General features: G+C 70.4%; 28 protein-coding genes and 2 tRNA genes. 8 read left to right on the top strand and 22 right to left on the bottom strand.

Annotated features, from left to right (window positions below; genetic code table 11):
• Positions 1–4 precede the first annotated feature (4 nt).
• The 5 genes from AB1285_RS12160 to AB1285_RS12180 form a co-directional block, all read right to left on the bottom strand.
• A complete protein-coding gene (locus AB1285_RS12160; protein ID WP_292794557.1) occupies positions 5–739 on the bottom strand; it encodes an ABC transporter permease in 735 nt (244 codons plus the stop codon).
• Entirely contained in the window at positions 736–1518 is a 783-nt protein-coding gene (locus AB1285_RS12165; RefSeq protein ID WP_370428398.1) for an ABC transporter ATP-binding protein, read from the bottom strand. The genes AB1285_RS12160 and AB1285_RS12165 overlap by 4 nt, the downstream gene beginning before the upstream one ends.
• Before the next feature lie 147 nt (positions 1519–1665).
• Entirely contained in the window at positions 1666–2262 is a 597-nt protein-coding gene (locus AB1285_RS12170) for a TetR family transcriptional regulator (RefSeq protein WP_292794551.1), read from the bottom strand.
• A 10-nt stretch (positions 2263–2272) separates the two neighbouring features.
• Positions 2273–3013 carry an AAA family ATPase gene (locus AB1285_RS12175; protein WP_187663259.1) on the bottom strand — a complete coding sequence of 247 codons (741 nt, stop codon included), beginning with the start codon at positions 3011–3013 and terminating at the stop codon, positions 2273–2275.
• A 108-nt stretch (positions 3014–3121) separates the two neighbouring features.
• Positions 3122–4615 carry an L-serine ammonia-lyase, iron-sulfur-dependent, subunit alpha gene (locus tag AB1285_RS12180; protein WP_292794549.1) on the bottom strand — a complete coding sequence of 498 codons (1494 nt, stop codon included), beginning with the start codon at positions 4613–4615 and terminating at the stop codon, positions 3122–3124.
• A gap of 136 nt (positions 4616–4751) precedes the next feature.
• Between AB1285_RS12180 and AB1285_RS12185 the strand changes: the two genes are divergently transcribed.
• Positions 4752–5024, top strand: a complete 273-nt coding sequence (locus AB1285_RS12185; RefSeq protein WP_187663257.1) for a hypothetical protein — start codon at positions 4752–4754, stop codon at positions 5022–5024.
• A gap of 92 nt (positions 5025–5116) precedes the next feature.
• Here AB1285_RS12185 and AB1285_RS12190 read toward each other — a convergent pair whose 3' ends face one another.
• On the bottom strand, positions 5117–6847 hold the full coding sequence (locus AB1285_RS12190) for an L-aspartate oxidase (RefSeq protein ID WP_187663256.1): 1731 nt from the start codon (positions 6845–6847) through the stop codon (positions 5117–5119).
• A 71-nt stretch (positions 6848–6918) separates the two neighbouring features.
• On the opposite strand from AB1285_RS12190, the gene AB1285_RS12195 reads away from it, so the two are divergent.
• A complete protein-coding gene (locus tag AB1285_RS12195; protein WP_370428368.1) occupies positions 6919–7854 on the top strand; it encodes a LysR family transcriptional regulator in 936 nt (311 codons plus the stop codon).
• Between the two features lie 77 nt (positions 7855–7931).
• Here the strand turns inward: AB1285_RS12195 and AB1285_RS12200 are convergent.
• The 14 genes from AB1285_RS12200 to AB1285_RS12265 form a co-directional block, all read right to left on the bottom strand.
• Positions 7932–8004, bottom strand: a tRNA-Arg gene (locus AB1285_RS12200).
• Between the two features lie 77 nt (positions 8005–8081).
• Positions 8082–8666, bottom strand: a complete 585-nt coding sequence (locus AB1285_RS12205; protein WP_187663254.1) for an asparagine synthase — start codon at positions 8664–8666, stop codon at positions 8082–8084.
• A gap of 113 nt (positions 8667–8779) precedes the next feature.
• Positions 8780–9640, bottom strand: coding sequence for a hypothetical protein (locus AB1285_RS12210; protein ID WP_292794539.1), 861 nt, complete (start codon positions 9638–9640; stop codon positions 8780–8782).
• Complete coding sequence (locus tag AB1285_RS12215; protein WP_187663252.1) at positions 9640–9885, bottom strand: hypothetical protein; 246 nt, start codon at positions 9883–9885, stop codon at positions 9640–9642. Before AB1285_RS12215 ends, AB1285_RS12210 begins: the two co-directional genes overlap by 1 nt.
• Positions 9886–9986: 101 nt before the next feature.
• Positions 9987–10646 (bottom strand): GntR family transcriptional regulator, encoded by a 660-nt coding sequence (locus AB1285_RS12220; protein ID WP_187663251.1) that lies wholly within the window; start codon positions 10644–10646, stop codon positions 9987–9989.
• Positions 10647–10715: 69 nt separating this feature from the next.
• On the bottom strand, positions 10716–11357 hold the full coding sequence (locus AB1285_RS12225) for an NADPH-dependent F420 reductase (protein ID WP_268777612.1): 642 nt from the start codon (positions 11355–11357) through the stop codon (positions 10716–10718).
• 59 nt (positions 11358–11416) lie between these two features.
• On the bottom strand, positions 11417–11851 hold the full coding sequence (gene sufU / locus AB1285_RS12230) for a Fe-S cluster assembly sulfur transfer protein SufU (RefSeq protein WP_187663249.1): 435 nt from the start codon (positions 11849–11851) through the stop codon (positions 11417–11419).
• The gene (locus AB1285_RS12235; protein WP_370428369.1) at positions 11848–13155 is read right to left on the bottom strand and encodes an aminotransferase class V-fold PLP-dependent enzyme; all 1308 of its coding nucleotides are present in this window, start codon (positions 13153–13155) and stop codon (positions 11848–11850) included. Before AB1285_RS12235 ends, sufU begins: the two co-directional genes overlap by 4 nt.
• Before the next feature lie 41 nt (positions 13156–13196).
• Positions 13197–14000 (bottom strand): DUF1206 domain-containing protein, encoded by an 804-nt coding sequence (locus AB1285_RS12240; protein WP_370428370.1) that lies wholly within the window; start codon positions 13998–14000, stop codon positions 13197–13199.
• Between the two features lie 70 nt (positions 14001–14070).
• Positions 14071–14706: a GyrI-like domain-containing protein gene (locus AB1285_RS12245; protein ID WP_370428371.1), complete on the bottom strand. Its 636-nt coding sequence runs from the start codon at positions 14704–14706 to the stop codon at positions 14071–14073.
• 88 nt (positions 14707–14794) lie between these two features.
• Entirely contained in the window at positions 14795–15658 is an 864-nt protein-coding gene (locus AB1285_RS12250; RefSeq protein WP_315637193.1) for an AraC family transcriptional regulator, read from the bottom strand.
• An 83-nt stretch (positions 15659–15741) separates the two neighbouring features.
• Complete coding sequence (locus tag AB1285_RS12255; RefSeq protein WP_187663244.1) at positions 15742–15876, bottom strand: methionine/alanine import family NSS transporter small subunit; 135 nt, start codon at positions 15874–15876, stop codon at positions 15742–15744.
• Positions 15873–17516, bottom strand: a complete 1644-nt coding sequence (locus AB1285_RS12260; protein ID WP_187663243.1) for a sodium-dependent transporter — start codon at positions 17514–17516, stop codon at positions 15873–15875. Before AB1285_RS12260 ends, AB1285_RS12255 begins: the two co-directional genes overlap by 4 nt.
• Before the next feature lie 26 nt (positions 17517–17542).
• The gene (locus AB1285_RS12265) at positions 17543–18334 is read right to left on the bottom strand and encodes an SDR family NAD(P)-dependent oxidoreductase (RefSeq protein ID WP_429977469.1); all 792 of its coding nucleotides are present in this window, start codon (positions 18332–18334) and stop codon (positions 17543–17545) included.
• Positions 18335–18450: 116 nt separating this feature from the next.
• On the opposite strand from AB1285_RS12265, the gene AB1285_RS12270 reads away from it, so the two are divergent.
• Positions 18451–18942 carry a MarR family winged helix-turn-helix transcriptional regulator gene (locus AB1285_RS12270; RefSeq protein WP_370428372.1) on the top strand — a complete coding sequence of 164 codons (492 nt, stop codon included), beginning with the start codon at positions 18451–18453 and terminating at the stop codon, positions 18940–18942.
• Between the two features lie 67 nt (positions 18943–19009).
• Here the strand turns inward: AB1285_RS12270 and AB1285_RS12275 are convergent.
• Positions 19010–19098, bottom strand: a tRNA-Ser gene (locus tag AB1285_RS12275).
• A gap of 162 nt (positions 19099–19260) precedes the next feature.
• Here AB1285_RS12275 and AB1285_RS12280 point away from each other — a divergent pair.
• On the top strand, positions 19261–19968 hold the full coding sequence (locus AB1285_RS12280) for a potassium channel family protein (protein WP_315637191.1): 708 nt from the start codon (positions 19261–19263) through the stop codon (positions 19966–19968).
• A gap of 6 nt (positions 19969–19974) precedes the next feature.
• Here AB1285_RS12280 and AB1285_RS12285 read toward each other — a convergent pair whose 3' ends face one another.
• Entirely contained in the window at positions 19975–20979 is a 1005-nt protein-coding gene (locus AB1285_RS12285; RefSeq protein ID WP_259953641.1) for a LacI family DNA-binding transcriptional regulator, read from the bottom strand.
• Between the two features lie 148 nt (positions 20980–21127).
• Between AB1285_RS12285 and AB1285_RS12290 the strand changes: the two genes are divergently transcribed.
• From AB1285_RS12290 to rhaS, 4 genes are read left to right on the top strand one after another with little or no spacing between them, the layout of a single operon-like run.
• A complete protein-coding gene (locus tag AB1285_RS12290; RefSeq protein WP_187663238.1) occupies positions 21128–22645 on the top strand; it encodes a sugar ABC transporter ATP-binding protein in 1518 nt (505 codons plus the stop codon).
• Entirely contained in the window at positions 22642–23661 is a 1020-nt protein-coding gene (locus AB1285_RS12295) for an ABC transporter permease (protein ID WP_232089176.1), read from the top strand. The genes AB1285_RS12290 and AB1285_RS12295 overlap by 4 nt, the downstream gene beginning before the upstream one ends.
• The gene (locus tag AB1285_RS12300) at positions 23658–24761 is read left to right on the top strand and encodes an ABC transporter permease (protein WP_292794510.1); all 1104 of its coding nucleotides are present in this window, start codon (positions 23658–23660) and stop codon (positions 24759–24761) included. The genes AB1285_RS12295 and AB1285_RS12300 overlap by 4 nt, the downstream gene beginning before the upstream one ends.
• Entirely contained in the window at positions 24758–25789 is a 1032-nt protein-coding gene (rhaS, locus tag AB1285_RS12305; protein ID WP_187663236.1) for a rhamnose ABC transporter substrate-binding protein, read from the top strand. The genes AB1285_RS12300 and rhaS overlap by 4 nt, the downstream gene beginning before the upstream one ends.
• Positions 25790–25846: the final 57 nt, after the last annotated feature.

Genomic DNA, 25846 nt, shown 5'->3' on the forward strand with positions numbered 1-25846 from the left:
CGGCTCAGCGTGTACGCCGCCGCAGTGTGAGGGCGGCGAGCACCAGAGCGCCGACCGCGAAGGCCACGACGATGAGCAGCGGACCGAACACGTCCCACTCTTCGTCCCCCGCCGTGACGGCGTTGATCGTGTCGATCGCGTAGCTGAGCGGCAGCCAGTCGGAGATGGCGTACAGCACGTCGGGCATCTGGTCGCGCGGCATGAACAACCCGCCGAGGATGATCTGCGGGAACACCAGCAACGGCATGAACTGCACGGCCTGGAACTCGGTCTGGGCGAACGCGCTCGCCAGCAGGCCGAGGGCTGTGCCGAGCAGTGCGTCGACCACCGCGACGAGGCCCAGCTGCCACAGCGGTCCGTCGACGTCGAGCCCGCACACCCCGACCGCGAACGACACCGTGATCACCGCCTGCAGCACGGCCATCAGCCCGAAGGCGAGCGCGTACCCGAGGATGAAGTCGGCCTTCTCGAGCGGCGTGGTCATCAGCCGTTCGAGCGTGCCGGAACGGCGTTCGCGCAAGGTGGTGATCGACGTGATGAGGAACATCACGATGAACGGGAACAGCGCCAGGATGGCACCCCCGAACTGATCGAACACACCGTCCTGCTCGCTGAACAGCCAGGCGAAGAGACCGACGAGCAGGCTCGGGGCGATGAGCATCAGGGCGATGGACCGCGGGTCGTGTCGGAGCTGCGTGAGCACACGGCCGGCGGTCGCGAACAGCCGGCGGCCGTTCATGTCGCGTCCTCCTCCTGGCGCTCGTGCGCTTCTCGCCGCGCCCGCCGGGTGGTCGCGGCGCCGGCGGCCCTGTCACGTTCGATCAGCGCCAGGAACGCGGCCTCGGCGTCGGTCGTGCCGGTGTCGGCGAGCAGGGACGACGGCGTGGTGTCGGCGATGATCCTCCCCTCCCGCATCAGCAGCAGCCGGTCGCAGCGCACCGCCTCGTCCATCACGTGACTGGACACGATGAGCGTGACGCCCCGGTCGGCCAGCCGGCGGAACAGGGTCCAGAGCTCCGCCCGCAACACGGGGTCGAGTCCGACGGTCGGCTCGTCCAGCACGATCAGTTCCGGCGAGCCGATCAAAGCCACCGCGAGCGACACCCGCGTCCCCTGGCCGCCGCTCAGCGCATCGACGAGCTGCGTGGCCTGTGCGCCGAGGCCGACCTCCTGGATGACCCGGTCGACATCACCCTTCGGCGCCTTCAGGAGCGACGCGAAGTACGAGAGGTTCTGCCGCACGCTGAGGTCGCCGTAGACCGAGGCGCCCTGCGTACCGTAGGCCACGCGGTGCCGGAGCCGACGCGAACCGCCCGGCTCACCCAGAACGGTCACGTCGCCGGAGGCGATCCGCTGCACACCGACGATCGACCGCATGAGCGTGGTCTTGCCGCACCCCGAGGGGCCGAGGAGACCCGTGATCTGCCCGCGCGGGACGGCGAGGTCGATGCCGTCGAACACGGATACGGCCCCACGCCGCACGCGGAGCTGCGTGATCTCGACCGCCGCGTTATTCATCATGCGATGAATTATGCGCCTCGCCTCGTCGGGCGTCAACGGCTCGGTGGGCACAGCTGCGGAGCGCCGGATCGACACGCCGTCGCCGGCCCGTGCCGTCCGGCGCGGCGGCCGAGATCTCCGCAGCCGTGCCCGGGGACGCGGGCGTCAGTCGAAGAGGTAGCGCTGGACGGTGGGGCCGACGCGGCGGACGAGCTCGTCGACGGAGGCTCCGGCGAGCGCGGGGAGCTGCAGCACGTAGCGACCGATGAGCATGCCGGCGATCTGCGAGGCGACGAGGGCGGCGCGGAGGTCAGCGTCCTCCACGTCGAGGCGTCGTGCCACGCGGGAGAGCAGTTCGCGGGAGAGGAAGCCGGCGAGCAGGGGGGTCGTCAGCCTGCTCCCGATCGCCGTGCGCAGGAGCAGCATCCCGCGGCGGCGCACGTCGGGCTTCTCGAACGCGTCGAGCACATAGCGGACGAGCCGGGCCCCCGCTTCGTCCTTCGGCCCCGCGAGGATCTCCGGGACGTCGAGGTCGGGGCGCAACGGGATCCCGGCGGCCTCTGCGAACAGGTCGGCCTTGGTGCCGAAGTAGTGGTGGACGAGCGCGGAGTCGACGCCGGCGCGGGCGGCGATCGACCGCACCGTGGCGCCGTCGTACCCCTGCGCGCCGAACTCGTCGACGGCCGCGGACACGATGCGCTCGCGGGAGTCGGTGCCGCCGCGCGGGCGCCCGCGTCGTCTCGGCGCCCTCTGCTCGGTCATGCCCGTCAGCCTACGGCTCCGCGGAGCCTCGCTCGTCGAGCAGATGCCGGAGATACCGCTGCGGCTGCCCGAGGAACGAGCGCCAGTGGTTCACGATCTCGAGGTCCTCCCAGGCGGCAGGGCGGAGCCCCCACTCCCCGACCTCCAGGATGGTGGCGCCCGGGAGCGCCGCGAGCACCGGGGAGTGCGTGGCGCACAGCACCTGGCCGCCCTCGTCGGCGATGCGCTGCAGCACGGCGATCAGCGTGAGAGTCGAATGGAACGACAGGGCGGCCTCCGGCTCGTCCAGGCAGTAGAACCCCGGATCATCGAAGCGGCTGTCGAGCAGGGCGAGGAACGACTCCCCGTGGCTCATCTCGTGGAAGGGCACGTCGCCGCGCAGGGAGGGGTTCTCCTCGAGGTACGTGTAGAACGAGTGCATCGTCTCGGCCCGCAGGAAGAATCCCCAGCGGTGCGCGCCGACGCCCCGTTGGAGGCGCAGCCAGTCCGACAGCGGCGACTCGGTCGGACGTGTCCGGTGCTGCGCCTGCCGGGATCCGCCTTCCGGGGAGAGACCGTACGCGATCGCGATGCCCTCGACGAGGGTGGACTTCCCGCTGCCGTTCTCGCCGACGAGGAAGGTCACTCCCGGTCCCAGATCCAGTCCCTCGCGCAGCACCTGTGCCACCGCGGGGATGTTCGTCGGCCACGTCCCGTCCGGGGTCGGCGCCTCGTCGTTCGCCCGCACCGCGACGACCGGCTGCTGCCGCATATGCCTCTCCCTTCCCTCCTCCGTCGACCCACCCCTCTGTGTGCCTGCCACCCCTCTTCATGCGCACGCAACGGGCCGGAACGCACGAGAGGGGGTGGGTCGGCGAGGTCAGCACTCGATGACGTTCACCGCCAGACCGCCCTCGCTGGTCTCCTTGTACTTGGTCGACATGTCGAGACCGGTCTGGCGCATCGTCTCGACGACGGCATCCAGCGAGACATAGTGGCTCCCGTCGCCGCGGAGCGCGAGACGTGCGGCGGTGACCGCGGTGGAGGCGGCGATCGCGTTGCGCTCGATGCACGGGATCTGCACGAGTCCGCCGATCGGGTCGCATGTGAGGCCGAGGTGATGCTCCATCGCGATCTCCGCGGCGTTCTCGATCTGCCGGTTCGTGCCGCCCATCACCGCGGTGAGCCCACCCGCGGCCATCGCGCACGCGGAGCCGACCTCGGCCTGACACCCGCCTTCGGCGCCGGAGATCGAGGCGTTGGCCTTGAACAGCGACCCGAGGGCGGTAGCCGTCAGCAGGAACCGGCGGATGCCCCGGCGGCGATTGGCCTCCGCGATCTCCGCGTCCTCCCCGTCGAGTGCGGGAGCGGGCGGCGGGGCCCCGTCGAACCCGAGCAGCGCGCTGGCGACGAGCTCCCCGTACGGCGTCACCGCGTTCCCGGCGCCGAGCCCCGAGTCGGCGAGGAAGCGCCACCAGTACATCGCCACCGCGGGGAGAATGCCCGCCGCGCCGTTGGTCGGAGCGGTCACAACGCGCCCACCCGCCGCGTTCTCCTCGTTCACGGCCAGCGCGAACGCGCCGAGCCACTCGCCGGGCAGCTCTCGGTGCCCCTCGGCTTCGACCGCCTCGAGCTGTGCGCGGATCGTGCCGGCGCGGCGCTTCACCTGCAGCATGCCCGGAAGCACCCCGTCGGCGTGGAGCCCCGCGTCCACGCAGCCCGACATCGCATCCCAGATCGCGTCGAGGCCGGCGGCGACCTCCTCCTCGCTCCGCAGCGCCGTCTCGTTGCGGCGGGCGACCTCCGCGATGGACAGTCCCAGCTCGTCGCACAGGGCGAGCAGCGAGGCGGCATCGGCATACGGGTGCGGGAAGGCGCCGGTGGAGAGCTGCGCTTCCTCCCCCTCGCGCCGGATGAACCCGCCGCCGATCGAGTAGTACGTCTGCTCGAACAGGATGGTTCCGTCCCGGTCACGGGCGATGAGCGTCATGGCGTTCGGATGGCCGGGGAGGCGGGTCCGCGGCGCGAACACGATGTCGTCCTTCCGGAACGGCACCGCGTGGGCGCCGTCGATCCGCAGCGGCTCCCCCTCGGGGTAGGCGGACCAGGCCGCGCGCACCGCCGCCGGGTCACAGGTCTCGGGTGCGAGACCGCGCAGCCCCGCGACCACCGCGTCCGGGGTGCCATGGCCGATACCGGTGGCGCCGAGCGAACCGTACAGCGTGCATTCGACCAGGGCGATGCGGTCGAGCTCGCCGGAGCCGGAGAGCCGGCGCGCGAAGTCGAGTGCCGCCCGCATCGGTCCGACGGTGTGCGAGCTGGACGGGCCGACGCCGATGGAGAAGAGGTCGAAGGCCGAGACGTACGCAGTCACCCCTCCAGGCTACGCCGACTTCGCGGATCCGGTTCACCGCGATTAACCGCGTCGCCGACGGGTCCGCGTCAAGGCCCTTCATCTCGCGTCGAGGCGGAGGCAGGCTGAGAGCACGACATCGCAGAAAGGGACGATCATGACCGACAACACTCCCGAACCGACCGCGAACGACGAGCTCTCGCCCGAGGCGCAGACCCCCACGCCGACCCCCGCGTCCGACACCTCGGAGGGCGAGGCGACGACGCCGGAGCAGGCGGACTCCCCGGAGGACGCGGACCCGGCCGAGGTCCCGAGCACCGAGGAGCTGGAGGAGCCCAGCACCGAGAAGTCCCCCGGCGAGGAGCCGAAGGCCCCGAAGCGCGACGACCCGGAACCGGATCACGAGGCCGTCGGCCTCGGCGTCGACTGACTCCCTCCCCGAAACCCCGGACTACCGCCGAGACCCCGCCCCGCAGACGTCTGCAGGGCGGGGTCTCGACGCGAGAGCGGGGTCTCGGGGATCTACTCGACGAGCTTGCCGGTCGTGTCGACGTCGCGCATGAGCTCGGCGATCTCCTCGGGGATCGCGGGGATCTCCTCGCGGGTCACGCCGGCGGACGGGGACCACACGAGGTTCACCTGCAGCGTGGGATCGGTGTCCGGGAAGTCGCTGCGGTTGTGGCATCCGCGAGTCTCCCGACGCTCCCGCGCCGCCTCCAGCGTGGCCCGGGCAGCGAGCGCGGAGGCCTTGAGGTCGAACGCGTGCGCGAGGTCCTGGAATCCGGCGATGTCCGGGTGGATGCCGATGTCCTCCATGCGCCCCTCGATCATGTCGAGGTCGGCGAGGCCCGCCTTCAGCCCGTCCTCCGACCGCACCACGCCGGCGTACTCCGTCATGAGGTTGCGGATCGCGCGCTGCAGAGCCCGCACGTTCTCGCGCCCCTCCGCGGCGAGGAGGTCGTCGATCTCGGCACGAGCGGCGGCGACCGCATCGGCCGACCGGCGCTGGGCGTCGAGCCCCGCGGCGTGGGCCATGGCGGCCTGACCGACGATCCGGCCGTAGACGAGCAACTCGATGAGCGAGTTCCCACCGAGACGGTTCGCGCCGTGGAGTCCGCTCGACGCCTCCCCGATCGCGTACAGCCCGTCGACGTCGGTCTGGTGGTCGTCCGGCCGCACCCACACGCCGCCCATCGAGTAGTGCGCGGTCGGCGCGATCTCGATCGGGTCCGCGGTGATGTCGAGCATCTGCAGCTCCATCATCGTCTGATAGACGCGCGGAAGCCGGGTCATGATGGTCTCGCGGGGCAGGTGCGACACGTCGAGCCAGACGCCGCCGTTCTCCGTACCGCGGCCCTCCTGGATCTCCGTGTAGGCGGCGAGCGCGACACGGTCGCGCGTCGACAGCTCCATCCGCTCGGGGTCGTACTTCTCCATGAACCGCTCGCCCCGGGCATTGCGGAGGATGCCGCCCTCCCCGCGCGCGGCCTCGGAGATGAGGGTGCCGGCGGCGTTCTCGGGCTCGATGATGCCGGACGGATGGAACTGCACCAGCTCGGGGTCGCGGAGTCGCGCCCCCGCCTCCACAGCGAGCCGGAAGGAGTCTCCGGTGTTCTCGTCACGCCTCGACGACGTCCGGCGCCAGATGCGGTTGTGCCCGCCCGCGGCGAGGATCACCGCGTCCGCATGGATGAGGTAGCGCGTGCCGTCCGCCTGATCGAAGCCGTACGCGCCGAAGATGACGTTGTCGCGCACGAGCAGACGGGTGATGTAGACGTTGTCGAGGATGGGGACGTCGAGCTGCTCGGCGCGGGCGACCAGCGTCCGCTGGATCTCGAGGCCGGTGTAATCGCCGGCGAAGGCGGTGCGGCGGTAGGTGTGCGCACCGAAGAAGCGCTGCGAGATGCGGCCGTCGCCCTCGCGGGCGAAGTCCATGCCCCAGCGCTCGAGGTCGCGGATGCCGCGCTCGGCGCCCTGGGTGACGATCTGGACGGTATGGGGGTTGGCGAGGAGGTAGCTTTCCTTGATCGTGTCCGCCGCGTGCTGCTGCCAGCTGTCTTCGGCGTCCATCGTGCCGAGAGCGGCGTTGATGCCGCCGGCCGCGAGCGACGTGTGGGCGTCCTGCCGCGGGCGTTTGCCGACGGCGAGCACGTCGACGCCGTGCTCGGCGACCTCGATCGCGGCGCGGAGCCCGGAGCCTCCGGTGCCGATCACGAGGACCGTGGTGGAGATCTGACGTTCGGGTGCATTCATGCTCTCGACGCTAGTTAGGCGATCCTAATAACTCCAATGCATAGTTTGTCTGGAAACCATGCGGGTACGCTATGGATATGAACCTCGAGCAGCTCCGCGGGTTCGTCGAAGTCGCCCGCCTCGGCCACTTCACCCGCGCCTCCGAGCACCTCCACCTCGCCCAGCCGTCGCTGAGCCGTCAGATCTCGACCCTCGAACGCGAGCTCGGCGCCGAGCTGTTCCATCGCGCGCGCGGCCACATCGCCCTGACGGCGGCCGGGGAGACGGTCCTCCCTCGCGCGCAGCGCATGCTCGCCGAAGCCGACGCCATCCGCGACGAGGTGGCCGAGCTCGCCGGGCTCCGCCGTGGACGGGTGCGACTCGGCGCCCCGCCCACCCTGTGCATCAGCCTCGTGGCGGAAGCTCTCAGCTCGTTCCATGCCACCCACCCCGGCATCGATCTGCACCTCACGGAGGGCGGCTCTCGCCTGCTCGTCGAGCAGCTCGCGGTCGGCGCGGTCGACATCGCCCTCGTGACCCAGTCCGAGGGTCCGGTGCCGGCAGGGGTCAGCCTCACGCACGTCCCGCTGCTCGCCGAGGAGCTCGTGGTGATCTCGTCGGCGGCGGCCCCTCCGGTGACCCACGGCTCGTCCGTGAGCCTGGCGCACCTCGCCACGCTCCCGCTCATCCAGTTCGACGAGAGCTACGAACTGCGCGCCGCGATGGACGCCGTCTTCCGGGCCGCCGATCTCACCCCGACCCTCGCGCTGGAGGGCGCGGAGATGGATGCGGTGCTGCGCTTCGTCGAGCGCGGCGTCGGCGTCGCGGTGGTCCCGGCGATGGTGCTGTACGAACGCCCCGCACTGCGATCCGCGCGTCTCGCCCACCCCGCGATGTCCCGGACGATCAGCCTCGCCCACCGCTCCGACGTGACGCCCGCCGTCGCGGTCGCCGCGATGCGGTCGGCGATCATGGCGACGGCGGCCGACCTCGCGGAACGCGATCCCGCTATCACCAGCCTGCTCTGACCGCGGCACCTGCCCCCGGACAGCGAAAACCCCCGCCGCTTCCGCGACGGGGGTTTCCGTACTGTCTCAACACAGTGTGCGCCTCGAGGGACTCGAACCCCCAACCTTCTGATCCGTAGTCAGATGCTCTATCCATTGAGCTAGAGGCGCAGGACCCGCGGTGCTTTACCGCTCAGCGGGCCGACGACCAGCCTACAACAGACGAGACCGGAAAGCGAAACGAGGGCTCACTCCCCCTTCGCGGCCACCTTCTCCTGCTTCTTCCGCCGCTTCTCCCTGGCCCGCTGCTGCGAGGAGAGCGCCTGCAGGTCGACGAGCCGCAGTGCCTGCATCCGCGCCTCACGCATACGTGCGTAGTCGGGATCCTGATCGGGTCGCATGCCCTCGACGCGCAGTCGACGGTCGAGGTTGTGCCGCACGTCGGCCCAGGCCGCCGCGCGCGCCTCCTCGACGATGCTCTCCAGCTGGGCACGGTCATCCATCATCTCGCGCAGACGCTGCGCGACGCCGAGCGACTGCTTCGCCCGCCTCCGGAGATTGCGCACATCGCGGTCGCGGTAGTCGTGGGTGCCGACCGGGTCGGAATGCCGACCGCGGGCGCGCTTGCGCAGGGCCGTGACCGTGGCCGCGGCCTCCTCCGACTCCTCGGCCATCGCGCCGAGAGCAGCCCTGGCATCCTCGACGTACTTGTCGAGGTCGAAGACGCCGTCCTCGGCGATGGTGCCGATGAGGATGTGATTCTTCACGGCGAGGCGCGCAGCGGCCGTCGCGATCGCGACGCCTTCGGCGATGGCATCCGCAGTCCGTCCCACCGGCACCTCCTTCTCTCGAGCGTACCGGTACCGATGCCGCGCAGTCTCGGCCGGATTGGCTCTGGATCAGCATGCCGCACACCTCCGACATCGAAGCCCGTGTCGGGCCGGGGCTAGCGGACGACCCCGACCCAGATACCGGAGGCCCAGGTCTGCTGCTCGCCGGAGCACCCGACCGAACCCGGGAAGCCGCGGACGACGGCCATGCAGTTGGCCAGGAACTCCGGATCGCCGCCGAACATCGTCGCGTAGGCGCCGGACGAGGTGAGGGCACCCCAGACCCGGAACTGATGGATGTGGGCGAGCTCGTGCGCCATCGCCCAGTTCAGGCGTCCGTCGCTCCACCCGGTGATGTCGGCACGGTACTTGATGTAGCCGTTGCTGTTGGCGCAGGCCGGCGATGTGCCGCCCGCACACGACGACGACTCGTACAGCCCGACGCCCCCGCCGCCCACCCGGTCGAGGGCCGCGCGCACCCGCGCATAGCCGTCCGGCCCGCTCGACGTCCACACGGGCCCGCCGGGACCGGCGCTCTGCGATGCCTGCCACCCTGCGACCTCGGTGCCGACCTTCTGCGTGAGCGCCTCGACCGTCGCGGTCGCCGCGACCACGGTGTCGGGATCGTGGCGCTCGGCGCGCACCGTCTCCTGAGCCGACCGGGCGGACGCGAGATGCGCCGCGGTGTCGACCTTGCCGTCCGCACCACGGAGGACGGCCGCGAGCGTCGAGAGCTCTTCGAGGAACGCGGGACGCACGGCCAGCACGGCGGCCCGATCCGCGGTGTCCTGCTCGGCCTGCGCGACGGCGCCGGACAGGTGGTCGGTGCGCTGCGCGGCGTCGTGCGATCGGTCGGCCAGAACGGAGAGCTGCGCCAACGCCTCCGCCCGCTCGTGGTCCAGCGCGTCGGCCCGGGCGACGACGGCCGCCGCGAGGAGCACGGCCACCGACACCGTCACCGCCAGTTTCCGGCGCATCACGGCAGGAAGCCCGTCGTGTCCGAGAGATCGGCGTCCTGCTCAGCGATACGGGACCGGAGTTCGGTGAGACGCTCCGCGAGGGCGAGGTTCTCCGTCTGCGACTCGTCGAGCACGTCCTCGATCCGAGCGATCTCGGCCTTCACAGCGGCGACGTCCGCGGCACGCTCCTGGTCGGCCATGACGAGGAGCGCAGCACCGCCGAGCAGGAGGATTCCCCCGACGACGACAGCAAGATTTCGCATCTCGCTCCCCAGGACAGCACGAACAGACCGGACCGACTCCGACCGGACAAGGATACAACCGGCCTTCCGCGCGGTGGGGGTGTCTTCGCAGACGGACGCGCTCAGCCGGTCACGGTCTGCGCCAGCCGTCGTTCGGCCGCCGAATGTCCGCTGGCCAGGTGAGCGGGGACCATCCGGCGCACCGCCTCGACGTCCCGCGCGGCGACGGCCTCGAGGATGACGCGGTGCTCGTCCGCCATCGCCGCCAGATCGTCGTGTTGTCCGAACAGCCACCGCAGGCGGGTCAGGAACACCGCGATGAGCTCGCCCAGCATCTCGTTGCCCGCCAGATCGACGGCGATCTCGTGGAACTCCGCCGCCGCTGTGCGCGCGGTCTCGGCGTCTCCTGCCCGCGCCGCCGCAGCCTCGCGCTCATAGGCATCCCGCAGGCGTGCGAGCCCGGCGGCGTCATGCCGCTCGGCCGCGAAGACGAAGATGAGGGTCTCGATCGCCTCCCGCACCTCGGCGAAGTTGCGGATGTCGTCATGGGTGAACTCCCGCACGACCGCCCACGTCCGCGGTCGTGCGACCACCACGCCCTCCGCGACCAGGGTCCTGATCGCCTCCCGCACCGGGAGACGCGACACCTGCAGCTCGGCCGCGATGTCCCGTTCCACGAGACGCGATCCCGGTGGGCGTCGCCCGAGCACGATGTCGTCTCGGAGGATCCTCGTGACCCTGACCGACTCGAGTTCCCCGCCTACCCCCACAGCCCCCGCCATCCGGGCATTCTCGCACCCCGGCCCGGGATTGGCCAAGTTTGGTATCCCAGACCGGAGGCGCGAGCCGACTCAGGGCAGACGGTTCGCCCGCGCGACGTTCGCGGTCAGCTCTTCCGCGTTCTGCCGGACGACGTACGCCGGACGGTCGCGCTCGACCCGCCACGACTCGCTGAGCGGGCCGACGTTGACCGTGTCGAAGCCGGCCTCGTCGTAGAAGCGGGTCACGAAGGCCACAGCCTCGGCGTCATCACCCGCGGTGGCCAGCGCCCGCCGGTTCGGCGTACCGGCCGGAGTCCCGTCGGTCGTGATGTCCGCGGCGTAGATGTGGTTGAACGCCTTGGCGATCCTCGATTCCGGGAGCTGCGCCTGCACGAGCTCGGACGTGGTGGTCTCGCCCTTGTCGAGGGACTCGATGTGCCCGTCGCGCTCGAAGTAGTAGTTGTTCGTGTCGAGCACGATCTTGCCGGCAAGCTGTGCGGCGGGAAGCTGATCGATCGCGTGCAGCGGCACCGTCACCACGGCCACGTCCGCCGCGGCGGCCGCTTCCTCCGCCGTCGCCGCCTTCGCGTGCGGCCCGAGCTCTGCGACGAGGTCGGCCAAGGTCTCCGGCCCTCGCGAGTTCGCGATCACGACGTCATAGCCGTTGGCCACCGCCACTCGGGCGACCTGGCTGCCGATGTTGCCTGCTCCGATGATTCCGAGAGTTGTCATGCTCGGGCCAACGCCTGCCGCCCGATGCTATTCCCGGTCCGAGACAGGAGCGGACGAGGTCAGAGGCGCGTGAGCGCGTCCTCGGCCGCCACCCAGGCGAGCATGGCGCACTTCACGCGAGCCACATACCGGGAGACCCCGCCGAGGGCCGCGGCGTCGCCGAGCAGCTCCTCGTCCGGCTCGATCGTGCCCCGGGAGCGCATCGCCTCGCGGAAGGCCGCGATGCGCACCTCGAGCTCGTCCACGGTGAGGCCTTCGGCGAGCTCGGCGAGCAGGGAGGCGGACGCCTGGGAGATGGCGCACCCGTGCCCCTCCCACGCGATCGCCTCCACGTCGCCGTCGGCGCCGCGATGCACCTGCAGGGTGATCTCGTCGCCGCAGGTCGGGTTGAGCTGATGCGACTGCGCCGCGATCTCCTCGCGGAGCCCGAAGCCGTGCGGCGTGCGCGAGTGGTCGAGGATCAGCTCCTGGTACAGGCTCTGCAGGTCGCTCATGCGCCCCTCCCGAAGAACGCGATCGCCCCGGCGACCGCCTCGATGACGGCATCCACCTCGGACGCTGTCGTGTACAGATAGGTGCTCGCCCTCGTCGACGAGGTCACACCGAGCCGGCGGTGCAGCGGCTGCGCGCAGTGGTGCCCGACGCGCACGGCGATGCCCTGGTCGTCGAGGAACTGCCCGACGTCGTGCGAGTGGATCCCGGCGACGTCGAAGCTTGCGAGCCCCACGCGCGGCAGCTCGATGCCCGCACCCAGGACCCGCACGCCGTCGATCGCATCGAGCCCGTCGACGAGTCGCTGCCCGAACGCGGCCTCGTGCGCGGCGATGCGATCCATCCCCACCGCGGAGAGGTAGTCGACCGCGGCGGCGAGCGCGATCGCCTGGGACACCCGCTGCGTGCCCGCTTCGAAGCGCTGCGGCGGTGGCAGGTATTCGGCCTCGGTCGTGGTGACGGTCGTGATCATGGAACCGCCCGTGAGGAACGGGGGCATCGCGGTGAGGACCTCGCGACGGCCGTAGAGCGCCCCGATGCCGGTGGGGCCGAGCATCTTGTGGCCGGAGAGGACGGCGAGATCGACCCCGAGCGCGTGGAGGTCCAGCGGCAGGTGCGGAGCCGACTGGCAGGCATCGAGCAGCGTGAGGGCGCCGACCTCCCTGGCCAGCGCGACGAGGGTCTCGACGGGGTTGATCACGCCCAACACGTTCGATACGTGGGTGAAGGCCACGAGCTTCGTGCGCTCCGAGATGAGCTCCGCGGCCGCATCCAGACGGAGGGCCCCGTCGTCGTCGAGCGGGATGACCCGGAGCGTGGCCCCGGTGCGCGCAGCGAGCTCCTGCCAGGGGATGAGGTTGGCGTGGTGCTCCATCTCGGTGGTGACGATCTCGTCCCCCTCGCGGAGCCGGAGGCCTGCAGCGGCGGCACCGCCCCGGCCGAGCGAGGCATTGGAGAGGGAGTAGGCGACGAGATTGACGGCCTCGGTGGCGTTCGAGGTCCAGACGATCTCGTCGTCGTCGGCGCCCACGAAACGAGCGAGCGTGCTGCGGGCGTCCTCGAACAGCTCGGTCGCCTCTGCCGCGAGCGTGTGGGCGCCGCGGTGGACGGCCGCGTTCATGGCGGTGGCGAAGCGTCGTTCGGCGTCGAGCACGGACTCCGGACGCTGCGACGTCGCGCCCGAGTCGAGGTACGCCAGGGGGTGGCCGTGCACGCGGGTGTGCAGGATCGGGAAGTCCTCGCGGATCCGCTGCACCTCGGTCTCGGTCAGCGGGGTGATCACGTCGACTCCGGGAGAAGCGCTCATCGTTCCAGTCTCCCATCTTCCGCGTGGCCCGGGCGGAAGGACTACGACATGCGGGCGAGACGGGCCCGCACGATGCAGAAGGCGCCGTACAGCGCGAAGCCGACGCCGACGGCACCGAGGATGAGCCGCCCGAACGGCAGGCTGAGGAGGCTGTGCAGAGCGGCGTCGAGCCCCGCGGCGCGTTCCGGGTCCTGCGTCACGGCGGCCACCACGAACAGCACCCCGGTGACCCCCACCGCGATGCCCTTGCCGATGTAGCCCACGATGCCGAGGGTCATCACTCCGGCGCGGGCGGCTCCGGTCGGCACGTCGATGAGCTTGCGGAAGGAGCGCATGATCCCGCCGATGATGAAGCCGACGCCGACGCCAACGACGCTGAGACCGATCACCACGAGCAGCGCCACCCCGCCGGGCGCGGACAGGACCACCTGGCTCAGGGTCTTCGAGGCGTCGGAGGACTCCGCCCGGCCGCCCACGGCGTAGATGAGCGCCAGTCCGGCGATCACGAGGTACGTGCCGGAGATGCCGAAGAGCTTGAGACGCTTGCCCCACTTCTTCGTCTCCGCGGGGTCGGCGGCGAGGAACCCGCTCGCCACCTGCCACACGGCGAGCGCGAGGAGGCCCACGGCGATCGCGAGCAGCAGCAGTCCCCCGACCGGGTTGTTGCGCACCTGCTCCATCGCGCCGTCCTGGTCGGCGTCACCCGACCCACCCGCGGCGATCGTGATGGCGATCGCGCCGATGATGATGTGGATGACGCCGAGGACGACGAAACCCGCGCGGGCGGTCCGCCGGAACGCGGTGGAGTCCTTCGCCACGCGCGCCGCATGCTTGACGGTGCTCATGCTCGAAGAGTATCCGCCGCGGGCGGTCGGAATCAGGGGGTTGCTTTCCGGACGCGCGGTGCGGAAGCGCTCAGGTGATCCGCTCCACCGGCTGCCGCAGGATGGTACGCAGCTTCTCCGGGGCCGTCCGGCGACGGTCACTGAGATAGATCTCGTGGTGCCGACCGCGCATCCGCAACCCGTTCTCCGGGACGAACCGCTCGTGCAGCTCCTCCAGCACGGGGCCCTCATCGTCGAACGGTCCGACGTGCAGCGTCTGCACGCACAGCCCCTCGGCTAGCACCTCCCGCCGGACCGCGGCCAGCGCCGGGAGCTCCTCCCCCTTCTTCGCGCTCTTCGCCGCGACCGTCTCGACGGCACGGTCGAAGAGGACGGGAGTGACGTGGTCGCCGACCATGATCATCAGCGTCCAGAGCCAGGTCGACTTGTCGCGTCGGGTGGTGAAGGACGCCATGTCCGGCGCGTGCCACAGGCCTTCCAGGGGCATCACGACCTGATCGACGCCGAGCTCGGCACGGCTGGCGAACTTGAGCGTGTACGCCAGCGGGTAGAGGGCCGCGACCGCGTCGAAGAACGCCGGCGCGGTGTTCGGATCGCCGGCGCCGTCGACCATCAGATAGGTCAGTGGCGGCACCTCGAGGATCCGGAAGGTCCCCCGTTTCGCCTGGTACGCATCGAGCGTCTTCTTCGGATCGGTCGCCGTCATGGCCTGCCCCCGCTTCGTCGTCGTGCGGTCAGTGTGCCCCAGGGCACCGACATCGGGTCGAGCCCCACGGGCCCGACCCGATCCACGGTCAGCTCTGCTCGACGGGGAGCCAGAGCTCACAGGAGGCCGTGTCGCCGGTGAACTCCCGGTAGCGGACGATCGAGGGCCCGGGTCGCAGCCGCCACGGGTTCGACGGGAACCACTCGGTCGCCGTCGCCGCCCACAGATTCTGCAGAGTCTCCGGAAACGGGCCGCTCGCGCCGAACACGGCCCACGTGCCCTCCGCCACGCGCAGGGTGTCGAGCTCGTCCGGAACCGCGGTGTCGTCGCGCACGGCCACCCCGTGCAGGTAGGTCAGCGGCGTCCCCTCCGGGGCATCCGGATCGATGTCGGCGGTCACGGCGAGGATGCCCGCGGGCTCCTCGTTGCCGAGCGCCTTGAGGCGGGCGTGCTCCTCCGGCGGGATGGCGGCGATGTGCGCCTGGATGTGCGGATTGACGCCGACGTGGATGAGCGGGACCTCCGCGGCATGACCGACGAGGGCGAACGCGGGGCGGTGGGTGATGGTGACATCCATCGGGGTGCTCCCTTCGACGCTCAGGCGGAACCGGAGCGTAGGTTGTGTGCGGAGAGGACCCCCGTGCCGACGCGCGTCCGCCGGCCCGATGCCGTGCACGGCGCGGAACGCCCGGGCGAACGCCTCGGTCGAGCCGTAGCCGTGCCGAACGGCGACATCGAGCAGACTCGGTGCACCGGCGGCGAGCTCCGCACCCGCGAGCGTCATCCGACGACGCCGCACGTATTCGGTCAACGGCACCCCGGCGAGCGCCGAGAACATCCGGCGCAGGTGGTACTCGGTGGTGCCGTGCGCGCGGGCGAACGCGGCGACGTCGATCTCCTGACCGCTGTCCGCGTCGACGAGGTCGACCAGGGCGTTGAGCGTGCCGATCACGGGGGTCCTCCTTTCCCCACCATCGTGTCGCCGCAGCCCTCCCGGCACCCGATCGTCCCGGTCCGATGCGATCGGGTCGGAGATCAGAGCTCGGTCGGCACCGCCGGCTCGGCGTCCTCCACCTCGGGGTGCCGAGCGAGGTTCACGACGGCGGCGATGAGGCCGCCCCACACCGTGACCATGGCGATGATCATCATGACGATCGCAGTGGTGGTCATGCCCCTGCTCCCTTCGTCTGCGCGGCCGGGACGGCGATGCTCGTCGTCTCCGGATCGGCGGCGTACTCCTCCTGGTCCAGGAAGTCGTCGTAGCCGACGTCGTCCTTGGCGCGGGAGCGCCTGCTCCACGGCACCAGCGACAGCAGTACTCCGCCGACGACCAACGCGATGACCATGCCCCAGCCGAACACGCCGAGGAACCAGCCGGGGTAGCCGCTGTACGGCTCCGCGATCTTCGTCAGGAGTTCGGTGATCAGCAGGTACCCGAGCACGAGCGGGGCCAGCACGCCCACGAGCAGGCGCCAGAGGAGGCCGACGCGGAAGCTCGAACGGCGGTTCAGGTGCTCCTGCAGCTGCGGCAGCTTGTGCAGCACCCAGGCCACGACGATCACCGCGACGAGGGCGACCGCCATGATGCCGAAGGCGTTGACGAAGGCATCAGTGGTGTCGAGTACCGACAGCGCGGTGGTGGTGGAGAACAGCGCGGCGGAGATGATGGCCAGCGGGATCGAGACGACGAGGGTGGTGCGCACCCGCGCCCAGCCGAGCTTGTCCTGCAGTGCCGCGACGATCACCTCCAGGATCGAGATCATCGAGGTGATCCCGGCGAAGACGAGGGCGCCGAAGAACAGCACGCCGATGATCGACCCGCCGGTCGCCTGGGACACGATCGTCGGGAACGCGACGAAGGCGAGGCCGATGCCCGAGGTCGCGACGCCGGAGACATCCGTGCCCTGCGCCTGCGCCATGAACCCGAGGGCCGCGAACACGCCGATGCCGGCGAGGATTTCGAAACCGGAGTTGGCGAACGCGACCACGAGGCCCGAGCCGGTGAGGTCGGTCTTGCGCTTCAGGTACGAGGCGTAGGTCACCATGATCCCGAAGGCGACAGACAGCGAGAAGAAGATGTGCCCGTAGGCGGAGGCCCACACGGCCGGGTCGGCGAGTGCCTCCCAGTTCGGCGTGAAGAAGGCGTTGAGACCGTCCAGGGCGCCGGGGAGGAAGAGGGCCTGCACCACGAGCACGGCGAACATGAGGGTGAGCAGCGGCATCAGGATCATGTTGGCGCGCCCGATACCGCGCTTGACGCCGAGCGCCATGATGATGATGACGATCAGCCACACCGCGATCAGCGGCAGGCCCACCTGCGGCACGAACTCGCCGGAGAGGCCGACCTCCGCGACGTCGGCGGACTGCAGGAAGTCGACGAAGAAGAAGTCGTTCTCGTTGCCCGCTCCCCAGGTGAGCTGGGCCGAGAACCAGGTGTACATGCCGGCCCAGGCGACGATCACGGCGTAGTACACCGCGATGACGACGCAGATCAGCACCTGCCACCACCCCAGCGGTTCGGCGGCCCGGTGCAGGCGTCGGAACGCGAGCGGCGCGGAGCCCCGGAACCGGTGGCCGATCGCGTAGTCCAGGAACAGCAGCGGGATGCCGGCCGTCAACAACGCACACAGATACGGGATGAGGAACGCACCGCCGCCGCCCTCGTAGGCGACGTACGGGAAGCGCCAGATGTTCCCGAGACCCACGGCCGAGCCGATCGCCGAGAGGATGAACACGTTCCGCGAGCCGAAGGCCTCGCGCTGCGGCGTCTGGGTGGGTCTAGGCATGCCCGCGAGGATACCGGAAGCCATGGGCCCCGGCGAGTGACGCGCTCGGGTCAGAGCATCGCCGTCAGCACGCCCCCATCCGCCCGCAGCGCGGCGCCGTTCGTCGCGGAGGCCCGGACGCTGGAGAGGTAGACGACGAGGTCCGCGACCTCGGTCGGATCGAGGAAGCGCTCCAGGAGTGTGGTCGTGTTCTGTCCGATGATCGCCTCTTTCATCACGTCCACGGAGACGGACTGGGCTGCTGCGACGGCGGCGACGCTCGCCGCGACGCCCTCCGAGTAGGTCGGGCCACCCAGGACGGTGTTGACCGTCACGCCGGTGCCGCGGGTGAGCTTGGCCAACCCGTTGCCGAGGGCGATCATCGCCGCCTTCGTCACGCCGTAGTGCACCATGTCGGCCGGGACGTTCACGCCGGACTCGCTGCTGACCAAGACGATGTGTCCCCAGCCCCGGTCCCGCATCCCCGGCAGGAGAGCCCGGGAGAGGCGCACTCCGCTCATCACGTTCACCTCGAAGTAGCGCGCCCAGTCCTCATCGGTGATGTCCGCGAAGTCGGCGAGTCCGAAGAGACCGACGTTGTTGACGAGGATGTCCACCTGACCGAGCTTCTCCGTCAACGCGGCCACCTGGTCGGGATCGGTGAAGTCCGCGGCGATCCCGGAGACGGCCGCACCGGGATGCGCGAGGGCCACGGCGGCGACCGCCGCGTCGACGCGTCCCTCGTCACGACCGTTGATCACGACATCGACCCCCTCGGCAGCGAGAGCGGACGCGACCGCATATCCGATCCCCTGGCTCGACCCGCTGATGAACGCCCTCTTGCCGCGCAACCCCAGTTCCATCCGTCTCCCTCTCGCTTCAGCGGACTTCCCGCATCACTTGCCTGAGCAAGTCATATTATCCACTGTTCACTTTCCCAAGCAAGCGAAGAGCATGGCTCAACCGCTACGGTGGAGGAATGTCGCCGCTCTCCCCCGCCCCCTTGAACGCCGAAGAGATGGACGTCTGGTCGGCACTCGCGACGCTCCTCGAACGGCTCCCGGCGGCCCTCGACGCGCAGTTGCAGCGGGAGAGCGGGCTCACCCACTTCGAGCACGGGATCCTCTTTGCCCTCGATTCGGCGCCGGAGCGCACCCTCCGCCTCAGCGTCCTCGCCGGCTACGCGAACAGCACGCTGTCCCGGCTCTCCCGCGCCATCACTCGCCTGGAGGCGAAAGGCTGGGTCCGACGCGAAGTCGACGCGGAGGACGGGCGCTTCACCCTCGGCATCCTCACGGACGCCGGCCATCGGAAGGTCGAGGAGTCGACTCCCGCCCACCAGGCGCTCATCCGCCGCGTCGTCTTCGATGCCCTCACGCCGGCGCAGGCGCGGCAGCTCGGCGTGGTCAGCCGGAAGCTCTCCGCCGCACTCTCCCCCGACCCGACCTGGACGCCCGGGACGCAGGCGTGAGGAGGACAGCCCCCGCAGCCGCGAACACGAAAGCCCCGGCGAGCGGACTCGTCGGGGCTTCTCCGTGCGGAGACGAGGGGATTTGAACCCCTGGTCCCCGTGAGGGGACTCCACCTTAGCAGGGTGGTGCACTAGGCCGGACTATGCGACGTCTCCAGGCATCCGGCTCGAGAGCACTGATGCACCCCACCATCATAACGGGTCCGACGCGTGGTCACGAACCGCCGGTCTCGGACGCTCCCCGGCGCGGGCCGGCCGCCCTGCGATACTGGCCGCACGTTGCGAGGGCCCGCCCCCGCGGACGCGAGAGGAGACGCCATGTCCGAGCCATCGGGAGCGCACGTCCGCGCGGGATTCGCCGCCCCGGCCGACCCGAGGCGCGGTGCCCTCGGCTATGCCGCGGTGCTCGCCCTCCTCATCGTCTCGTACGGACTGTGCGCGGCCCAGCCCGGCACGGTTCCCAGCCCCTGGGCGTTCCTGGCGATGCTGGTCACGGTCGCGATCGTGTTCCGCGTGACCAGGGCCCGCGCCCTCGTGCAGCGGGTGTCGTGGGTCGTGCTCTCGGCCGCCGGGCTCGCTGCCCTCCTCGCGGCGTTCTTCGCCACGGACAGTCCGGCCCTCGCCGTCGCCCTCTCCGCCGCCTCCATGATCGCGCTGCTGGTCGCGCCGTGGGCGATCATCGCGCACCAGGTCACCCGACGAGGCCTCGACGTCGAGGCCCTCCTGGCCGCCGTGACGGCCTACATCCTCGTGGGCATGTTCTTCGCCTTCGTCTACAACCTGCTGTCGCTGCTGCTGCCGACCCCGCTGTTCGGCGATGCGGCGAGCGATTCGCTCGGCAATCAGCTCTTCTTCTCGTTCACCGCCCTGACGACGACGGGCTACGGCAACCTCGTCCCCGTCGGATCGGGCGTGCAGGCGGTGGCCATCGCCGAGGGGATCACCGGGCAGCTCTTCCTCATCACCGCCGTGGCGCGCATCATGCGGGGCGCCAGCGCCCAGCGCTCCACGCCGACGCCGGCCTGACCGCGGTCACTCCCCGGTGGTCGAGCGGCGGGCGACGAGCTCCGGCCGGAACAGCACGTGCTCCGGCGCGGGCGCCACGTCGTCCTGGCCCCGCAGCAGCAGGTCGACCGCGGTGGAGCCGATGAGCGCGGCCGGCTGCCGCACCGAGCTGAGCGGGATCACGGCGGCCGCGGCGAAGTCGATGTCGTCGTAGCCGACGAGCGCGATGTCCTCGGGGACCCGGGCATCGCCGGTCATCACCAGGCTCTGCAGGAGGCCGAGGGCCAGGAGATCGTTCGCCGCGAAGACGGCGTCCGGCCGGTCCCCCGCGGCACGGTCGAGAATCTGCGCACCGGCGCGCCGCCCCTCCTCGACGGTGAGCGCGGAGGTCGCGATGAACTCCAGCCCGACCCCTGCCGCAGCCGCCGCGGCCTGCGCGCCGCTCAGGCGATCGGAGACCTGGCGCAGCGCGACCGGGCCGCCGACGAAGGCGATCCGGCGACGGCCGACCGCGAGCAGGTGCTCCGTCGCGATGCGCCCGCCCTCCACGTCGTCGACGGCGACGGAGGCGAACCGCTCATCCTGCGATTCCCGGTCGACGAGGACGGCGTGCGTACCGCGCTCATGCATCCGCACCAGCCGCGGCAGTGACTCCGCCACCGGGGTGACGAGCACACCCGTCACCCGCTGCTCCTCGAAGAGGTCCAGGTGCATCGCCTCGCGCTCCTGCTTCTCGTCGCTGTTCGCGACGAGGACGGAGAGTCCGTGCTGGTCGGCGCGCTCCTCGGCCCCGCGGATCACCTCGGCGAAGAACGGGTTCCGGATGTCGAGCACGACGAGCCCGATCGTGCGGCTGCGCCCGGCACGGAGCTGCCGCGCCGCGTCGTTGCGCACGAACCCGAGACGGTCGATGGACGCCTGTACGCGAGCGACGGTCTCCGCGGCCACCTTCTCCGGCCGATTGAGCACGTTCGACACGGTCCCGACGGAGACACCCGCGTCCTCGGCGACCTCCCGCACACTGACGGCCATCGCGCCCTCCCTCCGGTTCCCGCCGCTGAAACGACTCATCCGCGGGGATCGCCTCAGACTCTCACGCCGTATTGACACGCGTCAACACAGCCCCTAGTCTCAACTCCATCAGGGTTTGAAACGATTCATTCCCTCAATGGAGAGAGAAATGATGTCCTCACCCACGACGGCGCCCGTGCTCGAGCTCGCCGACGTCCAGAAGGCCTTCGGGTCGGTGATCGCCCTGCGCTCCGGCACCATCGCCGTCCACCCCGGTTCCATCCATGCGCTCGTCGGCGAGAACGGTGCCGGCAAGTCGACCCTCGTGAAGATCGTCGCCGGTCTCTACCAGCGCGACGGCGGAGTCTTCCGCCTCCGCGGCGAGGACGTCGACTTCACCTCGACCGCGCAGTCGAAGGCCGCCGGCGTCGCGGTGATCTACCAGGAGCCGACACTCTTCCCCGACCTCTCCGTCACCGAGAACATCTTCATGGGCCGCCAGCCGGTCGGGCGGTTCGGACGGATCGATCGCAAGGCCATGCGCCACGAGGTCGAGCGCCTCTTCACCCGCCTCGGCGTCACGATCGACCCCGACCGTCCCGCCGAGGGCCTGTCGATCGCGGACCAGCAGGTCATCGAGATCGCCAAGGCCGTCTCCCTCGACGCCACGCTGCTCATCATGGACGAGCCCACCGCGGCACTGTCCGGCGTCGAGGTGGAGCGTCTGTTCGCGATCGCCCGGAGCCTGCGCGACGAGGGCCGCGGCCTCATCTTCATCTCGCATCGGTTCGACGAGGTGTTCGCGCTCTGCGACACCGTGACGGTCATGCGGGACGGCGCGTACATCGCGACCTCCGCCATCGCCGAGACCACCGTGGACGAGCTCGTCCATCAGATGGTGGGTCGCGAGGTGTCCGAGCTGTTCCCGAAGCAGGAGGCGACGATCGGCGAACCGTTGCTCGAGGTCGAGGGGCTGACCAGCCCCGGCCTCTTCCACGACATCTCCTTCTCCGTCCGCGCCGGCGAGATCGTCGGACTGGCCGGCCTCGTCGGCGCCGGACGCAGCGAGGTCGCCCGCGCCGTCTTCGGCGTGGACGGGTACCGCGAGGGCAGCGTGCACATGAAGGGGCGCCGTATCCGCGCCCGGCGCCCGGTGGACGCCATGCGCGCCGGGCTCGCCCTCGTCCCCGAGGATCGCCGCAAGCAGGGCCTCGTCATCGAAGCCGGCGTCGGTGGGAACATCACCCTCGCGATCCGTCGGCGCCTCGCCCGCCTCGGCCTGCTCACCACGGCGATGGAGAACCGTGCCGCCCGGGAGTGGGCCTCACGGTTGGAGGTGAAGACGCACGCGCTCGACACCGTCGCCGCCACGCTCTCCGGCGGCAACCAGCAGAAGGTCGTGCTCGCGAAGTGGCTCGCGACGCAGCCGCAGGTGCTCCTCATCGACGAGCCCACCCGCGGCATCGACGTCGGCACCAAGTCCGAGGTGCACCGTCTGCTGTCCCAGCTCGCCGGTCAGGGCATGGGGATCCTGATGATCTCGTCCGAGCTGCCCGAGGTCCTCGGCATGGCCGACCGCGTGCTCGTGATGCGCGAGGGTCGCATCACGGCCGAGATCCCCCGCTCGGAGGCCACCTCCGAGAACGTCATGTTCGCCGCGACGCACGCATCGGAGCTCAGCTCGTGACCACCGCCATCCCCGTCTCCGCGCTCACCAAGCGCATCTCCGGTCTCGGCAGAGCCCGCGAGTTCGGCATCCTCCTGGCCCTCGTGCTCGTGGTGACCGCCGCGACCCTCAACAACCCCAAGTTCTTGTTCAGCGCCGACGGCTGGCGCGACCTGCTGCTGACGCCCTCGATCCTCGTGCTCGTCGCGGTGGGACAGGCCATCGTCCTCATCACGCGCAACGTCGACCTGTCCGTGGGGTCCGTGATGGGTCTGACCGCCTACCTGACCGGACGACTCTTCATCGACATCCCGGGCATCCCGATCGTGCTGGTCGTGGTCGCCGCCGTGGTGCTCGGCGCCCTCCTCGGCCTCATCAACGGCGCCCTCGTCGCGTACGCCAAGGTGCCGGCGATGGTCATCACCCTCGGCACCCTCTACGCCTACCGCGGCATCAACGTGCTGTGGACCGGCAGCGACCGCGTGAACGCGTCCGACATGCCGCGCGACTTCCTGGCCCTGGGCACGGGCCAGCTCCTCGGCATCCCGATCCTCGCGATCGTCGCGGTCCTCGTGCTCGCCGTCGCCGCCTGGTACATGAAGAACACCCGTGGCGGCCGGGAGTTCTACGCGATCGGCTCCGACCCGGCGGCGGCCGAGCTGTACGGCCTGCGTGTCACCCGCCGCGTGCTCACCGCTTTCGTCCTGTCGGGGGCCCTCGCCGGACTCGCCGGCGTCTTCTACGCGGCCCGCTACGGCACCATCAACTCCCAGGCGGGAGCGGGATGGGAGCTGGACGCGGTGGGCGCGGCCGTCATCGGCGGCGTCGCGATCACCGGCGGCATCGGCTCGGTCTGGGGTGCGGCGATCGGCGCCGTCCTCCTGCTGACCATCAACCGGGCGCTGCCGATCCTCGGCATCCCCGACTTCTGGCAGCGTGCCGTCGTCGGCCTGCTCATCATCGGCGCCATCGTGCTCGACCGCGTGCTCGCGGTACGGCAGAGACGGCGTCTCATCGAGGCGAGGGACGAATCATGACCACCGCGACCGTCACCGCGACCACCCGCGTCATCCGCGACTACGACAAGCCCCTGTGGCGTCGCCTCCTGCTCACCCGCGAGGCCGCGATCGTGGGTCTGCTCCTGCTCGTCGCGATCGTCTCGGCGTCCAGCATCCGCGGGTTCGGACAGCCCATCACGCTGACCTACCTGCTGCTCGACATCGCCCCGATCCTGCTGATCGCCCTGCCGATGACCCTCATCATGATCACCGGTGAGATCGACCTCTCGGTGGGCAGCATGGTCGGACTGTCCAGCGTCGTCACCGGCGCGCTGGTGCAGGCGGGGATCCCTTTCGAGCTCGCGGCCCTCGCCGCCCTCGTCGTGGGCGTGGTCGGCGGAGCGTTCAACGGCTTCCTCGTGACAGTCGTCGGCCTGCCCTCGCTCGCCGTCACGATCGGCACGCTCGCGCTCTTCCGCGGCCTCGCCGTCGGGCTGCTCGGCACGGCGGCCGTCACCGACTTCCCGGAGTTCTGGACGGCTCTCGCCAAGGCGAAGATCACGGGGACCCCGATCCCCGTCATCACGATCCCGTTCCTCGTGCTCGTCGCGGTCTTCTCGGTCCTGCTGCACTTCACGCCGTTCGGCCGCGGGGTGTACGCGATCGGTCTGTCGAAGGACGCGGCGCACTTCTCCGGTGTGCACGTCGAGCGCACGAAGCTCATTCTGTTCGTGCTGTCCGGGGCGGTCGCCGCGTTCGCCGGCATCTTCTACACGCTCCGCTACGGCAGCGCCCGCGGCGACAACGCCACCGGCCTCGAGCTCCAGGTCATCGCGGCCGTCGTGCTCGGCGGCGTGTCGGTGTTCGGCGGTCGCGGCAAGATCTACGGCGTCATCGCCGCCGCCTTCCTCATCGGAGCGCTCGCGAGTGCACTCCGCCTGGTGAACGTCACCTCCGACGTCATCAACATCATCACCGGCACGCTCCTCGTGATCTCGGTGGTGGCCGCAAGCTTCCTGGCCTGGCTGCAGAAGGCACGCCGCCGACCGGGCAGACCCCCCGCCGGTGCCGCCACAGCGACGAAGGCACCGATGGACGCCGCATCCGCGGCATCTCCCGACGAAAGGAACGAACAATGACGTTTGCACGCAAGCGTGTCACCGCCTTCGCCGCCCTCGCGGTGGCGGCGGCGGTCGCACTCACCGGCTGCGCCGGCTCCACCGACGGCGGAGGAGACGGCGGCGGCGACGGGTCGGACGCCTCGATCACCTTCCTGCCCAAGAACCTCGGCAACCCGTACTTCGACACGTCCAGCGAGGGCGGCAAGAAAGCCGTCGAGGAGTTCGGCGGCACGTTCTCCGAGGTCGGCCCGGCCGAGGCCACGCCCGACGCCCAGGTCAGCTACATCAACACGGCCACGCAGCAGGGAGTCGGCGCCCTCGTCGTCTCGGCCAACGACCCGCAGGCCATCTGCGACGCGTTGAACGAGGCCAGGGACGCCGGCGTCAAGGTCGTCACCTTCGACTCCGACACCAACACCGACTGCCGCGACCTGTTCATCAACCAGGCCGACTCCGAAGGCATCGCGAAGGTGCAGATCGACCTCATCGCCGAGCAGATCGGCGGCGCCGGGGAGATCGCCATCCTCTCCGCCTCGGCCAACGCCACGAACCAGAACGCCTGGATCGAGCTGATGGAGGAGTACGTCGCCAGCGAGTACCCCGACATCACGATCGTGGAGACGGTCTACGGCGACGATGACGACCAGACGTCGTTCGACAAGACGGCCGCGCTGCTGCAGACCCACCCCGACCTCAAGGGCATCGTCTCGCCCACCACGGTCGGCATCGCCGCCGCGGCGCGCTACCTGTCGACGTCCGACTTCAAGGGCCAGGTCGCGCTGACCGGCCTCGGCACGCCCAACCAGATGCGCGAGTACGTGGAGGACGGCACCGTCACCGCCTTCGCGCTGTGGAACCCGGCCGACCTCGGCTACCTGGCCGCCTACGCCGCGCAGGCCCTGATCGCGGGTGACATCACCGGTGAGGAAGGCGACACCTTCGAGGCCGGCGACCTCGGCGAGTACACCGTCGGCGCCGACGGCGTCGTCCTGCTGGGCGACCCGTTCGTGTTCGACGCCGACAACATCGGCGACTTCGACTTCTGAGTCGCCCTCCGGCCGGCGCTCCCCGCGGGCGCCGGCCGGACCTCCGAGAGGAATCGC

It is taken from the genome of Microbacterium sp. NRRL B-14842, from assembly GCF_050470785.1.

Coding starts and splice junctions, on each gene's coding strand:
- AB1285_RS12270 (WP_370428372.1), top strand. CDS start 18,451: ATGTCGCCGCTCTCCCCCGCCCCCTTGAACGCCGAAGAGATGGACGTC.
- AB1285_RS12215 (WP_187663252.1), bottom strand. CDS start 9,885: ATGCGAAATCTTGCTGTCGTCGTCGGGGGAATCCTCCTGCTCGGCGGT.
- AB1285_RS12260 (WP_187663243.1), bottom strand. CDS start 17,516: ATGGCTTCCGGTATCCTCGCGGGCATGCCTAGACCCACCCAGACGCCG.
- sufU (WP_187663249.1), bottom strand. CDS start 11,851: ATGAGCGACCTGCAGAGCCTGTACCAGGAGCTGATCCTCGACCACTCG.
- AB1285_RS12195 (WP_370428368.1), top strand. CDS start 6,919: ATGGATATGAACCTCGAGCAGCTCCGCGGGTTCGTCGAAGTCGCCCGC.
- AB1285_RS12255 (WP_187663244.1), bottom strand. CDS start 15,876: ATGACCACCACTGCGATCGTCATGATGATCATCGCCATGGTCACGGTG.
- AB1285_RS12225 (WP_268777612.1), bottom strand. CDS start 11,357: ATGACAACTCTCGGAATCATCGGAGCAGGCAACATCGGCAGCCAGGTC.
- AB1285_RS12285 (WP_259953641.1), bottom strand. CDS start 20,979: ATGGCCGTCAGTGTGCGGGAGGTCGCCGAGGACGCGGGTGTCTCCGTC.
- AB1285_RS12175 (WP_187663259.1), bottom strand. CDS start 3,013: ATGCGGCAGCAGCCGGTCGTCGCGGTGCGGGCGAACGACGAGGCGCCG.
- AB1285_RS12160 (WP_292794557.1), bottom strand. CDS start 739: ATGAACGGCCGCCGGCTGTTCGCGACCGCCGGCCGTGTGCTCACGCAG.
- AB1285_RS12185 (WP_187663257.1), top strand. CDS start 4,752: ATGACCGACAACACTCCCGAACCGACCGCGAACGACGAGCTCTCGCCC.
- AB1285_RS12290 (WP_187663238.1), top strand. CDS start 21,128: ATGATGTCCTCACCCACGACGGCGCCCGTGCTCGAGCTCGCCGACGTC.
- AB1285_RS12165 (WP_370428398.1), bottom strand. CDS start 1,518: ATGAATAACGCGGCGGTCGAGATCACGCAGCTCCGCGTGCGGCGTGGG.
- AB1285_RS12220 (WP_187663251.1), bottom strand. CDS start 10,646: ATGGCGGGGGCTGTGGGGGTAGGCGGGGAACTCGAGTCGGTCAGGGTC.
- rhaS (WP_187663236.1), top strand. CDS start 24,758: ATGACGTTTGCACGCAAGCGTGTCACCGCCTTCGCCGCCCTCGCGGTG.
- AB1285_RS12280 (WP_315637191.1), top strand. CDS start 19,261: ATGTCCGAGCCATCGGGAGCGCACGTCCGCGCGGGATTCGCCGCCCCG.
- AB1285_RS12235 (WP_370428369.1), bottom strand. CDS start 13,155: ATGAGCGCTTCTCCCGGAGTCGACGTGATCACCCCGCTGACCGAGACC.
- AB1285_RS12240 (WP_370428370.1), bottom strand. CDS start 14,000: ATGAGCACCGTCAAGCATGCGGCGCGCGTGGCGAAGGACTCCACCGCG.
- AB1285_RS12210 (WP_292794539.1), bottom strand. CDS start 9,640: ATGCGCCGGAAACTGGCGGTGACGGTGTCGGTGGCCGTGCTCCTCGCG.
- AB1285_RS12245 (WP_370428371.1), bottom strand. CDS start 14,706: ATGACGGCGACCGATCCGAAGAAGACGCTCGATGCGTACCAGGCGAAA.
- AB1285_RS12170 (WP_292794551.1), bottom strand. CDS start 2,262: ATGACCGAGCAGAGGGCGCCGAGACGACGCGGGCGCCCGCGCGGCGGC.
- AB1285_RS12190 (WP_187663256.1), bottom strand. CDS start 6,847: ATGAATGCACCCGAACGTCAGATCTCCACCACGGTCCTCGTGATCGGC.
- AB1285_RS12265 (WP_429977469.1), bottom strand. CDS start 18,334: ATGGAACTGGGGTTGCGCGGCAAGAGGGCGTTCATCAGCGGGTCGAGC.
- AB1285_RS12300 (WP_292794510.1), top strand. CDS start 23,658: ATGACCACCGCGACCGTCACCGCGACCACCCGCGTCATCCGCGACTAC.